The 12,955-nt window shown below is 39.0% G+C and carries 14 protein-coding genes; 12 read left to right on the top strand and 2 right to left on the bottom strand.

The window, feature by feature from the left end; genetic code table 11:
- The 9 genes from ACR2F3_RS00100 to ACR2F3_RS00140 all read left to right on the top strand — a co-directional run.
- Nucleotides 1–1,448, top strand: a 1,448-nt coding sequence (locus tag ACR2F3_RS00100) for a tetratricopeptide repeat protein (protein WP_432707949.1), incomplete at its 5' end; no start/stop codon positions are given.
- A 236-nt stretch (nucleotides 1,449–1,684) separates the two neighbouring features.
- Nucleotides 1,685–2,497, top strand: a complete 813-nt coding sequence (locus ACR2F3_RS00105; protein ID WP_432707950.1) for a hypothetical protein — start codon at nucleotides 1,685–1,687, stop codon at nucleotides 2,495–2,497.
- A 15-nt stretch (nucleotides 2,498–2,512) separates the two neighbouring features.
- Entirely contained in the window at nucleotides 2,513–2,899 is a 387-nt protein-coding gene (locus tag ACR2F3_RS00110) for a group III truncated hemoglobin (protein ID WP_432707951.1), read from the top strand.
- Nucleotides 2,900–2,964: 65 nt separating this feature from the next.
- Nucleotides 2,965–3,204, top strand: coding sequence for a hypothetical protein (locus ACR2F3_RS00115; RefSeq protein WP_432707952.1), 240 nt, complete (start codon nucleotides 2,965–2,967; stop codon nucleotides 3,202–3,204).
- Nucleotides 3,205–3,589: 385 nt separating this feature from the next.
- A complete protein-coding gene (locus ACR2F3_RS00120; RefSeq protein ID WP_432707953.1) occupies nucleotides 3,590–5,218 on the top strand; it encodes an acyl-CoA carboxylase subunit beta in 1,629 nt (542 codons plus the stop codon).
- A gap of 16 nt (nucleotides 5,219–5,234) precedes the next feature.
- Nucleotides 5,235–5,867, top strand: a complete 633-nt coding sequence (locus ACR2F3_RS00125; protein ID WP_432707954.1) for a toxin-antitoxin system YwqK family antitoxin — start codon at nucleotides 5,235–5,237, stop codon at nucleotides 5,865–5,867.
- Nucleotides 5,868–5,958: 91 nt separating this feature from the next.
- Nucleotides 5,959–6,915, top strand: a complete 957-nt coding sequence (trxB, locus tag ACR2F3_RS00130; RefSeq protein WP_432707961.1) for a thioredoxin-disulfide reductase — start codon at nucleotides 5,959–5,961, stop codon at nucleotides 6,913–6,915.
- Nucleotides 6,916–7,008: 93 nt separating this feature from the next.
- Nucleotides 7,009–8,913 (top strand): beta-N-acetylhexosaminidase, encoded by a 1,905-nt coding sequence (locus ACR2F3_RS00135; protein WP_432707955.1) that lies wholly within the window; start codon nucleotides 7,009–7,011, stop codon nucleotides 8,911–8,913.
- A gap of 65 nt (nucleotides 8,914–8,978) precedes the next feature.
- Nucleotides 8,979–9,590: a hypothetical protein gene (locus tag ACR2F3_RS00140; protein ID WP_432707956.1), complete on the top strand. Its 612-nt coding sequence runs from the start codon at nucleotides 8,979–8,981 to the stop codon at nucleotides 9,588–9,590.
- Between the two features lies 1 nt (nucleotide 9,591).
- On the opposite strand, the gene ACR2F3_RS00145 is transcribed toward ACR2F3_RS00140, so the two are convergent.
- Complete coding sequence (locus ACR2F3_RS00145) at nucleotides 9,592–10,200, bottom strand: hypothetical protein (RefSeq protein WP_432707957.1); 609 nt, start codon at nucleotides 10,198–10,200, stop codon at nucleotides 9,592–9,594.
- Nucleotides 10,187–10,684: an RNA polymerase sigma factor gene (locus tag ACR2F3_RS00150; RefSeq protein ID WP_432707958.1), complete on the bottom strand. Its 498-nt coding sequence runs from the start codon at nucleotides 10,682–10,684 to the stop codon at nucleotides 10,187–10,189. The genes ACR2F3_RS00145 and ACR2F3_RS00150 overlap by 14 nt, the downstream gene beginning before the upstream one ends.
- A gap of 141 nt (nucleotides 10,685–10,825) precedes the next feature.
- Here ACR2F3_RS00150 and ACR2F3_RS00155 point away from each other — a divergent pair, with 141 nt between their 5' ends.
- The 3 genes from ACR2F3_RS00155 to ACR2F3_RS00165 form a co-directional block, all read left to right on the top strand.
- Nucleotides 10,826–12,211 (top strand): dicarboxylate/amino acid:cation symporter, encoded by a 1,386-nt coding sequence (locus ACR2F3_RS00155; protein ID WP_432707959.1) that lies wholly within the window; start codon nucleotides 10,826–10,828, stop codon nucleotides 12,209–12,211.
- A 27-nt stretch (nucleotides 12,212–12,238) separates the two neighbouring features.
- On the top strand, nucleotides 12,239–12,751 hold the full coding sequence (locus ACR2F3_RS00160) for a hypothetical protein (protein ID WP_432707960.1): 513 nt from the start codon (nucleotides 12,239–12,241) through the stop codon (nucleotides 12,749–12,751).
- A 78-nt stretch (nucleotides 12,752–12,829) separates the two neighbouring features.
- Nucleotides 12,830–12,955 (top strand): large ribosomal subunit protein bL21 (locus ACR2F3_RS00165; RefSeq protein WP_432707962.1); only part of this gene is annotated, 126 nt, incomplete at its 3' end.

The following is a 12,955-nucleotide window of genomic DNA, read 5'->3' on the forward strand; positions in this document are numbered from 1 at the left end:
TGGAAGAATTAATTTTAGATTTTAATAATATTAATCGTATACCAGAAAGCATAGGGCGCCTTCAGTTTATCAAAAAAATTAGCTTGAGTTTTAATGATTTAAATCGCTTGCCTGACCAAATTTCCAATCTTAAAACATTGGAAGAATTGAATTTAAATGCAGGCAAAATTGAGCACGTGACAAGTTATCAATGGTTAAGGGGGTTTTATAGGTCAGATGACCCAAAGCCCTTTAAAAGGGTAACTATTAACCAGATTGAGAATTTTCCCGAAGATTTAAGTAAATGGACCGCTATTAAAAAGATTTACCTTACCGATAACAGTAAAATCAATACTAAACAACTGTGGAATGGGCTACTTACTATCCCGTCCAAAGAATATTTGCTTGATGTGGAAAACTGCGGTATCACTTTTCTACCTGACAAGGGCTGGGAGCGTTTTCTGGTGAAGTCGTTAAATATAAGTAATAACCGGATAGAAGATATCCCTACTAATATCCAACTTGCGCCCTATCTATCGGTTATTAATTTTAATCAAAATAAACTTAAGGTGTCACCTGTTAATTTAAATCAATATGTTGGTAACAAAGCAGAAAAAGCGTTGTGGTTTATAGAGCTAGGGATTCTTGCTGATACGAGTTTAACAAGAACCGATGATATGGTACTCGCTCTGGTAAAAAAGAGTAGAAATCATCATAACCGAAAGGAGTTCAAGCAGGCCCTTGCAGATGCAAATACTGCATTGAGCATCAATGATAGTTTAGCCATGATAAAATTATCATTGACCAAAATGGGCGAACTAAATTATGAAATGGGAAATTATCAAACTGCCATTAACTATTTAAGTAAGGCCATTCTTAAAAATAAGGATGATAACGTTCGAATCATGAATTTTGTAATACCACCATTTGAATACCGGGCCAAGAGCTATTTAAAACTTGGAGATACCTTGAGTGCCATCAAAGACTATGAAACACTTGCTGAGAATTATAGTGATAGGTGGGGAGAAGTTGGCTTGCTCTATAAAGCAACAGGGAAAGCAGATCAAGCTAAAGCGTCTTTTGAAAAAGGTATCATCAAATTTCAACAGCAGATTGAATTTAATATCAATAAAAAGCAACCCGTTGAAATGTATCAACTAAGCAGGTTGGAATTAATGATCATTAAGGAAGAATTTGTGCGCGCTTTAAAGTATGCCAATAAGTTAGAAAAGGATATCAAGTTAATCGATCACATTACTTTGCTCCGTTATTTAAAAGCTTCTGCCGAAATTGGAAGTAATGCTTTTAATAGCAAAAGCAAAGCTGAGTTATTAAACTTTATCCAGTTAAATAAAAACCTCATCGGTGGTTGGGGGTATGAATTATTCGACGATTGGTTAAACTTAACAACAATATCACAGGATAAAAAGAAACTAATTGGGGAGATTAACAACCGTATTAAACCCTAATTATCGAAGTCTTTGTTCAAGCGAAAATACCTCTCAAATGGAAGCAGCTATAATACTATAAGGGTTTTATCTTAATATCTGGGATTTCTGTGAAAGGCTAGCGAAAACTGGTAAGTATTATTGATGTAACGTAATTTAATTTCCTGGAAGATCATTGCATTGCCAGGTAAACATCCAGTTTACGATAAATTCTGCTAATTTAGGCATATACAATATTTACATTATAGCAGAAAATTATGAAATCCATAATTACTTTTTTATTCCTTTCCGTTGTTTTTTTGGGTTGTCAATCCAATAAAACGGAAGTGACTTATGTTCCAAAAGTTATCACTGATAACACCGATTTTAATTTTCACTCAGAAGAAACTGATGTGAAATTATCAATAATTAAGTACTCACTACCTGAGAAAGCAACTGCCAATGAAGACGAGACCTTCGGTATAAAGTTTGGCGACACCACTGTTCGCATACGGCTGGATAACAAAGACCCTGAATCTGCTCATAAAGCGTTTTCTTTTGCCAAATTTATAAATACGCAAAAAACTGCCATGTTGGTGCAAATTGCAGACAATTCCGGTTTAGTTGCCCCTTTTTTTATTGTTGCAGTGAAGGATGGTCAGCTACAGGTACACCGATTGTACCGTGCTTCAACTGGAAAGCTGGATAAAGAGATAACACGTGGAGTAAAAGCTGTAGGAAGCAGCGGTCACCTGGTTAACAACGATTACTTTGTAACCAATGTGAATGCTAAGGTATACCTGATTAAAAGGCAAAATCCAGAAGAAAGAATCCAGGGAGATTTTTTTATCCAATCTTCTAATCGGCAAACGCTGGTTTTTCTAGTGCCCTCAGCTTTTTATCAGGTTCATTACCCAACTGGGGAAAACTTTACACAGGCGCTTCCAGCGAGCTTGCCGATGGTGAATGCAGCAATCTATAAATGGGTGCAAGCTACATGTAGCTGGGTAGAAAATACAAATGGCATTTCTTTTTTAAAGTCGGACTCTGGAGATAACCGGATAAGGAACCTCAATGAATTCAGGGATTAAAAAAACCTGCATATTATGAAACCAGATATTAAAGGATTAGAAGACATTGTATTATTTGTAAATGAGTTTTACTATAAAGTTCAGCGCGATGATTTAATAGGGCCAATATTTAACGGAGTAATTAAAGATTGGACTCCACACCTGGAACGAATGTACCAGTTTTGGAATGCAGCTTTGTTTAGCGTGCCGGGTTTTAAGGGGAATCCTTTTGCGAAACATGCGCCATTGGCTATTAATCAAGATCATTTTGACCGTTGGCTGGTTTTGTTCAATGAAACCATTGATGCGAATTTTGAAGGCGACATGGCTGTAGATACAAAGGAAAGGGCAGCATTAATGGCGGCATTGTTTAGAAGTAAGCTCAGCCATATGAAGGGTAGGCCGGGAACAGTTCTGGTGTAGGTATAGATAGCGCAGGCTATCCAAAATTCTTTAATTAATAAATTCGTATCTTTAATAAATTGTGAATGATGGATATTACACTAAAATATAAGATCGTAGAGAAGATTATTCAAAGTAATGATGAGAATCTGTTGAATGAAATAAATTCACTGCTTAGTTTAACAGAGGCCGATTTTTGGACTGAAACTCCGACGGAAGCAAAACAAGCTATTCATGCCGCAAAAGAAGAGTTGGACCGTGGAGAGGGTATCTCTCATGCAGAAGTTATGAATGAAGTAAAGAATCTTTTTTCAGGCAGATCATAGTGCTGTATTCTGTTATATGGTCACCTACAGCTAAAGTTAGTTTTTTCCAGATACTGGAATTCCTGGATAATAAATGGACGTTTAAGGAGTTGGAAGCTTTCGTTAAACGTACCGAAGAGGTAATTTGCCGTCTTAATAATACCCCATTATTATATCCTTATTCAAAAGAAAGCGACACCCATAAATGCGTTATAGTAAAGCAGGTAACCCTGTATTATAGATAAATGGCAAATAAGGTGGAACTTCTGGTATTCTGGGATACTCGTAAGGATCCTGAGAGAATAGTTCTATAGTGGCTCGAACCCCTGGCTATGCTAAATTCTTCTAACCATACCAAATCATGTTTCAGACTTTAGTTTGTGTGAAAATAGATTTACATTGTGCCATGAACATTGAATTTAATAAAAACGAAGACCTTAACAAACAGGCGGTTTATACTTTAAAAAGCCGTCTGCATAAAATATACGCCGGTGGTGGCGAAAAGAGTGCTGCTAAACAAAAAGCCAAGGGTAAGATGCTTGCCCGCGAACGTATTGCTTATTTAATTGATGCTGATACTGCGTTTTTAGAAATAGGGGCCTTTGCTGCAGAAGATATGTATGCCGAGCAAGGTGGTTGTCCTTCAGCAGGTGTGGTTTGTGGTATTGGGTATGTATCAGGCCGCCAGACCATGATTGTGGCCAACGATGCCACCGTTAAAGCGGGAGCCTGGTTCCCAATGACCGCCAAAAAGAATTTACGTGCACAGGAAATTGCCATGGAAAACCGACTGCCGGTAATCTACCTGGTGGATAGCGCAGGGGTATACCTGCCCATGCAGGATGAGATATTTCCTGATAAGGAACATTTCGGCCGAATGTTTCGAAATAACGCATTGATGTCGGCAGATGGAATTGTACAGATTTCCGCAATCATGGGTTCTTGCGTTGCTGGTGGTGCTTATTTGCCCATCATGAGTGATGAAGCTATGATTGTAGAGGGTACGGGTTCGGTGTTTTTAGCAGGATCCTATTTGGTTAAATCTGCCATAGGCGAAGAGGTAGATAATGAAACTTTAGGTGGCGCTACTACACATTGCGAAATATCAGGGGTTACGGATTATAAACACCCAAACGACCAGGCATGTTTAGACAGCATCAAAAAAATAATGAGTATGCTGGGTGCGCCTCAAAATGCGGGATTCGATCGTATTAAGCCAGCAGCACCTAAGTTTCCTGCAGAAGAACTCTATGGTCTGCTGCCCGAAAACAGGGAAAAACCTTACGACATGGTGGAGTTGATCAAGAGATTAGTAGATGACTCAGCATTGGAAGAGTATAAAAAAGAATATGGCCAGAGCATTATTTGTGGATTAGCACGAATAGATGGCTGGGCAGTAGGTATTGTTGCTAACCAGCGCAAGGTGGTGAAGTCTAAAAAAGGAGAAATGCAGTTTGGTGGTGTTATTTATTCAGACAGTGCTGATAAGTCTGCGCGTTTTATCATGAATTGCAACCAGAAGAAAATCCCCTTGGTATTTTTGCAGGATGTAACCGGTTTTATGGTGGGTAGCCGCTCTGAACAGGGGGGCATTATTAAAGATGGCGCTAAAATGGTAAATGCAGTGGCCAACTCAGTGGTCCCAAAATTCACTATCATCATTGGTAATTCATACGGTGCCGGTAATTATGCCATGTGTGGCAAAGCTTACGATCCGAGGTTAATTTTCGCCTGGCCGAGTGCAAAAATTGCAGTAATGGGTGGATCGCAGGCCGCAAAAACGTTGCTGCAAATTCAGGAAGCATCGCTAAAGGCCAAAGGCGAAGTAATTACGCCGGAAAAAGAAGCTGAACTGCTGAAAGAGATTACTGATCGTTATGATAAACAGACTACCCCTTATTATGCAGCATCGCGTTTATGGGTTGATGGCATTATTGACCCGGTGGAAACGCGCAAGGTAATTTCCATGGGTATAGAAGCAGCCAACCAGTCGCCTATTAAAAAGGCGTTCAATGTTGGGATTATTCAGACATAGTTTAATATTTTTGTATATGAAGAAGATATATGTCCTGTTACTTTTTGTCCTGATTTCCTATTCTGGCTTCGGGCAAGTGAGAAAAGTATATTTCGACGCAAAAGACCGGGTAACCACCGATTCTACCCAGGCTGCCAGTTATGGTATTTATGGTTTTGTAAGCGGGGAAAATTTATGGGTGTTTAAAAAATATGACAGCGAGGGTTACATACTGACCACGGGTGCGTTTAAAGACAGTACCCTTCAAATTCCAGAAGGCAAGTTTGTATATTACGACTGGGTGGATCCCAACGAAGGTTTCCGCCAGTTGGAAGTGTATAGTAAGGGTAAGGAAAGGTATGTTACCATGTCAGGAAATTTCGCTCAGGGTAAACAAAATGGACAGTGGATCAGCTATTATGTAGATGGATCTGCAAAAAATGTGGTCAATTATGAAAATGGCATGTTAAATGGCGTTTTTAAATCGTTCGACCGGGATGGCGATCTTTTGGAAACCGGGCAGTTTCTAAATGGAAAGCGTGATGGAAAATGGGTATCCGACGGTGGCTTAAAAATTACTACCTATAAGGATGACCAGATTTTGTCGGTAGAAAAGAAAACAAAACGCCAGTTAAGAGAAGAACAAAAGAAAGCTAAGGATAAATTATAACGTAAAACTCACATTAATGTGAAGGATTACCGTTTTAAGCCATTATTCCTTAAATTTGCATTAACAAAAAGAAATAGAATATATGTCGCAAGTGACTCAAGAAATAGAACACGTTCAATGTTTGATCATCGGATCAGGACCTGCCGGATATACTGCGGCCATTTATGCTGCACGCGCTGATTTAAAGCCGGTTTTGTATACAGGTATGGTAGCTGGTGGCCAGCTTACACAAACTACTGAAGTGGATAACTTCCCTGGTTATCCACTTGGTGTAACAGGCCCGGAGATGATGGAAGACTTTAGAAAACAAGCAGAGCGTTTTGGAACCGATATCCGTTTTGGGTATGTAAGTTCTGTTGATTTTTCAAGTTTGCCGCATAAAGTAGTTATTGATGAAATTAAAACCATTACTGCTGATACTGTAATTATATCGACGGGGGCAACTGCTAAATGGTTGGGTTTACCTAGTGAAAGCCAATATAACGGGTTTGGCGTGTCGGCTTGTGCAGTTTGTGATGGTTTCTTTTTTAAAAACCAGGATGTAGCCATTGTTGGCGCTGGCGATACCGCTGCCGAGGAAGCAACTTATTTAGCTAAGTTGTGTAATAAAGTTTATATGCTGGTTCGTCGCGATGAATTCAGAGCTTCTAAAGCCATGGTTCACCGGGTATTAAACACACCAAATATAGAAGTGATTTATAATACCGAGGCCAAAGAGGTTTTAGGGAACGGTAAGAATGTAACCGGTCTGCGGATAGTAAATAATCAGACAGGTATAGAACAGGATTTACAGATAGAGGGTTTCTTCGTAGCTATTGGCCATAAACCGAATACAGAGATTTTTAAAGGTTGGCTGGAAATGGACGAGACAGGGTACTTAATTACTGTACCTGGAAGTACCAAAACTAATATAGAAGGTGTTTTTGCCTGCGGCGATGTACAGGATCATTATTATCGCCAGGCTGTAACTGCTGCCGGTTCAGGCTGTATGGCTGCTTTAGATGCAGAACGTTATCTGGCAGCTAAAGAGGATGTTTTAAGCTATTAATCGTAATAACGATTGGATAAAAAAGGGCGGATTCCTTATCGGGGATTCGCCCTTTATGTTTATCTTGGAGGCTTAAATCAACTTAACCAACCTATGAAAAAAATTTTATCCTGTATTTTATTTGCCACGATGGCCAGCCCTGTATTCGCACAACAGGACGTCAATATGGGTATTATCCCCGCACCATTATCAGTGCAGAAAAACAATGGCACCTTTGTGTTAGACAAAACGGTGGTAATTGTTGCAGCCCAGCCAGAAACCAGTAAAGCTGCCGATCTGCTTAATGCTTATATTGCTGCCCAGGGTGGTTTTGCCCTTCGTGAAGCTAAAAGTGTAACCAGTAAGCAGAAAGCGATTGTATTAACAACCGATGGTGCTGACCAATTACCTGCTGAAGGGTATAAAATCTCTGTAACGGCCAACAAAATTCAGGTAACCGGAAAGGGTGCAGGTCTTTTTTATGGTGTACAATCAGCTATGCAGATGATACCTGCTAAAACTGGAGAAAGCTTCAGCATTCAGGCTGCAGAAATTAACGATTACCCGAGGTTCAAATACCGTGGAATGCATTTAGATGTAGCTAGACATTATTTCCCGGTTTCCTTTATCAAAAAATTCGTCGACATGATGTCGCAGTATAAGCTTAATAATTTCCATTGGCACTTGACCGATGACCAGGGATGGAGAATTGAGATAAAAAAATATCCAAAACTGACTTCCGTTGGTGGGTCCCGAAATGGCACTATCATTGGCCGTTATCCTGGTGTAGCAAATGATAATCAAGAGTACAAAGGGTTTTACACACAAGATGAAGTAAAAGAGGTAGTTGCTTATGCCGCTACGAAGTACATTAATGTGATTCCGGAAATTGAAATGCCAGGTCATGCCTCGGCAGCTATTGCCGCTTACCCTGAGTTGAGTTGTTTTCCTGACCGCCCAACACCGATTGATGCTAAAACTCCTTGGGCCGGTTCAAGAAGCGGTAAACAGGTGCAGCAGACCTGGGGTGTTTTTCAGGATGTTTTTGTGCCCACTGAAAACACTTTTAAATTCTTAGAGAATGTTATGGACGAAGTGATCGCTTTGTTCCCCTCTAAATATATACACGTGGGTGGTGATGAATGTCCGAAAGACTACTGGAAGGAATCTGAATTTTGCCAGAAATTCATTAAAGATAATAACCTAAAAGATGAACACGGGTTGCAGAGTTACTTCATTCAGCGCATGGAAAAATATATTAATGCGAAAGGACGATCAATTATTGGATGGGATGAGATTTTAGAAGGAGGTCTAGCACCAAACGCAACTGTAATGTCATGGAGAGGTCTAGAAGGGGGTATAGCATCTGCGCAACAGAAACACGATGTGATTATGACGCCATCAACAAATGGACTATATCTGGATTATAACCAATCAAAATCACCAGATGAACCAACAAGTATAGGAGGTTATTCACCTATGAATAAGATTTACGAATATGATCCCGTTCCTGCGGTATTAACTGCTGAGGAACAAAAGTACATCATTGGTGTTCAGGCAAATTTATGGACAGAGTACATTAAAACTCCAGCAAAAGTAGAATACGATATTTTACCCAGAATGTATGCTCTGGCAGAAATTGCATGGACTCCGCTGAACCGCAAAGACATAAAAAACTTTACAGAAGAGCGTGTGCCGTTGCATCTGGCTCGTTTAGATAAAACCGATACTCACTTTTGGGTGCCTACACCTATTGGCCAGACGGACGGTGTGATAGATGGCGATCGTTTTACAATAGATTTGAAGACTCCTATGCCAGGTGCCCAGGTATATTACACCCTGGATGGTACCCGTCCTTCAGAATATGCCACGCTTTATTCGGCGCCATTGAAGTTCGAACTGGCTAAAGGAGATAAACGTGTATTGAGAACAATTGTCATTACACCTACAGGCAGACGTAGTGTGGTTACGGAGACGATATTTAACAATGGATCTGCAAGTGTAAAACCTGCGAAATAGATTGTTGCTATTTGCATTTGTATTGCAAAGTCAATTCCATTAAATTAGTGAGATAATAACAAACAATGAAATATTTAAAATTAAGACCGTTTTTCCTTACAGCTGCTGCGTTATTTTTGTTTGCATGTTCTTCAGATCAGCGTGATCAATCTGCAGGCACAACAACTACTGAGATTGTGGAAGAAAAACCGGGGCCTTTTCCTTTTTACAAAGAGGTTTCGGTTAAACCTGGATTCACTGTTGAAGTGCTGAGCTGGGGTAAAGGCGTCGACAGTTTGGGTGGATACCTGCTGCTGCTTTCTGATTCGGTTAAAAATGACTTCAAATCGCTAGCAAATGAAAGAGAAGGTATTATTACTGATGCATGGAATATGGATCTGGATAATGATGGTAACCCTGAAGTATATATTGAATTTCTCGTCAACAAAAACGAGCACGACCTTCATGTTTACGAGTATAACCGCAATAGCTTCCAGAAAATTTCCTTTCCGGGTCTGAGCAGCAGCATTAAAAAGAACTATGCTGGTGACGACAAATTCATCATCAAAAACGGTGATTTGTTTCGTTCTGTTCCAGTCGTGAACAGCAATGATACTACCCAGAAAGCTGGCGCCACTAAGATGTTGCAATACAAATTAAATGGAAATAGTTTTTCCGTTGAAGAAGTAAAAGAATAAACTAAGAATTGGGCGTTTGTTCTTTGAACTGCGCGCTAATTCTTTCAAATTTTTCAATTAAGAGCGCTATGCGCTCTTTTTCTTTTTTAATGACAATATTACGTAGGATAGTGGAGCAGAAAATGAACCAGGCTAATGACAACACCACCACCAATATTTGTTTCCAAAAGCTGAAGTAAGAAAGAATTTCAAAAAAGAACAGCGCACTTCCCACACACAAAGCTATCATATAGATCCAGAATAAGCGGTTGTATAAACTATAACGGCTAATTTGGTATGCCCTGAGTTTGTTAAGAAAATCGTGCGGGTTAGCCGTAAAATCAGTTTTTGATATTAGCTGATGCCCCCGGTATAAGATAAAGGTGTAAATGGCGATAGCTATAATTAAAATTGTGATGCCGACATGGGTTGTCCAGGAGTTAAAATCGAAAAACAACCACAAACAAGCCACTGCTACAAATGATAACCCCATGCCAATAATGTTTAACAAGGATTTATTGCGAATGTTGTTAACCTCTTTTTTCGCTTGCTGCAGCATTTCACCAGCGGAGATTTTTACCTCCACTGAATGGTTATGCCATATCGATTTTATATCTTCAAATTCTTGCATGTTGATTGTATAATTCTGTCAGTTTTTGTTTTATGCGGTGAATTTTTACCCGCAGGTTTCCTTCGCTAATACCTGATATTTCAGCGATTTCATGATAGGGAAGGTCATCAAGCACCATGGTGATGATTAAACGATCGTTCTCTTCGAGTTTTGCGATGGATTGATATAGTAGAGCCACCTGCTCGTTTTTCTCGGAATACTCTTCAGGTCTGCTTTCAATAATATTTTCGGTTAATTCTTCTTTAGCCTGTCGTTTTTCAGATCGTAAATAGGTTAAACAAGTGTTTACCGCTATCCGGTAAATCCAGGTAGAAATCAGAGATTTATTTCTGAATTTATCGAGGTTTTGCCAAACCTTAAGGAACGTTTCCTGTAACAAATCGTTTGCAGAATCTTTATCTCCCGTATATCCATAACATAAATGGAATATCTTTTTGGAGTTAGTATCGAATATCTGCTTGAATAACTGGTCTTTTTGTTCCACGTATAAGGCGTTATATAGCGTTAGAAGAATTTATCAGGGGTTTGTTACATCTAAAATGCGATTTTTATTCCTTTGTTAAACAATGTTTATTGATTAACTTAATTATTGTAGTTTTACAGTCTTATTAATTATTAAAGATAGATGTCTAAACAAAATAGGTTAACGTTCTTCATCTTTTTAGCGTTGATTTTAGGTGTAGGATTAGGGTATTACTTAAATGTGAAATCCTTGAGCACTTATAATGAAAACATAACGCAAGCTGAAAGTGCTGTAAAGAAAATTGATGGTCAGATTTTACAGGAAAAGGATTCAACAAGTACTACGTTCTTAAATTTAGTAGCTGAACGACAGGCTGCGTTAAAAATACGTGTAGATAATGAACAAATCAGAGAGAAAAAGCTGGAGCCACTCACTTTACTAAGTGATATTTTCCTTCGATTAATTAAGATGATTGTGGCTCCCCTGGTTTTTACCACTTTGGTTGTTGGGGTAGCTAAGGTAGGCGATATAAAAGCAGTTGGCAGAATCGGCGGAAAGACTATGCTTTGGTTTTTAAGCGCCTCGCTGTTATCGTTGGTATTGGGTTTAATCATGGTCAATATATTTAAACCGGGGGAAGCTATGAACTTACCTCTGCCTCCTGATAATGTGGATACAGGGATTAAGAAAGTAGCTTTGTCGATGAAAGACTTTATTTCGCATATCGTACCTAAAAGTATGACTGAAGCGATGGCTACCAATGAGATTCTCCAAATCGTTGTATTCTCTTTATTCTTTGGTGTAGCTACTGCTGCTATAGGTGAAAAGGGGCAGATTATTATTAAGTTTTTTGATGCGGTTGCCCATGTGATTCTGAAAGTAACAGGTTATGTGATGAACTTTGCACCCTTTGCGGTTTTTGGTGCTATGGCCGCCATAGTTGCTAAACAAGGATTAGGTGTTTTATCGACCTATGCGTTATTTATCGGAGAATTTTACACCGCTATGTTGTTGCTATGGGTCATCCTGATTTTTATTGGCTTTATTATCCTTAAAAAACGGGTGTTTAACTTGGTTAACAGGATGAAAGAGCCGGTATTGCTTGCTTTTAGCACGGCAAGTAGTGAAGCGGCATATCCAAAAACTATGCTTCAGCTGGAGCGTTTTGGATGTAAAGATAAAATTGTAAGTTTCGTATTACCTCTTGGATATTCTTTTAATCTAGACGGCTCAATGTTGTACATGACATTTGCGTCATTGTTTATAGCCCAATCTTATGGTATCCACCTGAGCTTTGAACAGCAGGTAACAATGTTATTGATCTTAATGTTAACCAGTAAAGGCATTGCAGGCGTTCCACGTGCATCTTTGGTGGTAATTGCAGGTACAATTGCTACCTTTGATATTCCGGAGGCTGGTTTAGCACTGCTGATTGGGATTGATCCTTTATTAGATATGGGACGATCGGCAACCAATGTGATAGGAAACAGTTTGGCTACTGCCGTAGTTAGTAAGTGGGAAGGTGAGCTTACCGGGCCTATAGATTAATCTCAATTAAAGTAAAAACAAAAAAGAATGAGTTCCAGAGGGAAGAAAATATTTTTAGCGCTGTCTATTATTGTGCCTTTTTTGATCTATTGTGTAATTTACTACATGCCTATGATCAAGAATGCGCCATTTAAATCAACAGAATTTGTATCGCTGCAATATAAGTGGGGTGTAGGGAAGGTGCTCGAAAATAGCTACGACTCAGCAACAGGTGATTACCAATACCTCAATGCGAAAGATTCATTGGTAAAAACAAATGTGAAACTCCGAAAAAATGACATCATTTTTTTACATAACAAAGCGAATGAACTAGGTCTGTGGAATTTTCCCGACGTAATTGCTAACCGGGGTGAGGACATCACTTCTGATAAAGTGTTACGCTATGAGTTACAGTTCAATTACAAGCGCAAGTCGAAGAAAGTGATTATCATGAGCGACTATCGGGAGATACCAAAGTTAATGAGTGCGGCTACACAAATGCGAACGTTTGTTGCGGATGCCATTAATGACGCAGAAGAAAGATATAGTAAGAATGACTAAATCATTTGAAATTAGAATAATTAATTCTATATTTGCACCTCAATAAAATAAACAATTTAAAATAATAATTATTTAACAATGTACGCAATAGTAAATATAGCAGGACAGCAATTCAAAGTTGCAAAAGACCAGCACCTTTTTGTACACCGTTTGCAAGGAGATGAAGGCGCTAGTATTGAATTTGACAATGTATTGTTGGTTGAA

Source organism: Pedobacter sp. (assembly GCF_045627485.1).
Classification (GTDB): Bacteria; Bacteroidota; Bacteroidia; order Sphingobacteriales; family Sphingobacteriaceae; genus Pedobacter.

Coding starts and splice junctions, on each gene's coding strand:
- ACR2F3_RS00105 (WP_432707950.1), top strand. CDS start 1,685: ATGAAATCCATAATTACTTTTTTATTCCTTTCCGTTGTTTTTTTGGGT.
- ACR2F3_RS00110 (WP_432707951.1), top strand. CDS start 2,513: ATGAAACCAGATATTAAAGGATTAGAAGACATTGTATTATTTGTAAAT.
- ACR2F3_RS00115 (WP_432707952.1), top strand. CDS start 2,965: ATGATGGATATTACACTAAAATATAAGATCGTAGAGAAGATTATTCAA.
- ACR2F3_RS00120 (WP_432707953.1), top strand. CDS start 3,590: ATGAACATTGAATTTAATAAAAACGAAGACCTTAACAAACAGGCGGTT.
- ACR2F3_RS00125 (WP_432707954.1), top strand. CDS start 5,235: ATGAAGAAGATATATGTCCTGTTACTTTTTGTCCTGATTTCCTATTCT.
- ACR2F3_RS00135 (WP_432707955.1), top strand. CDS start 7,009: ATGAAAAAAATTTTATCCTGTATTTTATTTGCCACGATGGCCAGCCCT.
- ACR2F3_RS00140 (WP_432707956.1), top strand. CDS start 8,979: ATGAAATATTTAAAATTAAGACCGTTTTTCCTTACAGCTGCTGCGTTA.
- ACR2F3_RS00145 (WP_432707957.1), bottom strand. CDS start 10,200: ATGCAAGAATTTGAAGATATAAAATCGATATGGCATAACCATTCAGTG.
- ACR2F3_RS00155 (WP_432707959.1), top strand. CDS start 10,826: ATGTCTAAACAAAATAGGTTAACGTTCTTCATCTTTTTAGCGTTGATT.
- ACR2F3_RS00160 (WP_432707960.1), top strand. CDS start 12,239: ATGAGTTCCAGAGGGAAGAAAATATTTTTAGCGCTGTCTATTATTGTG.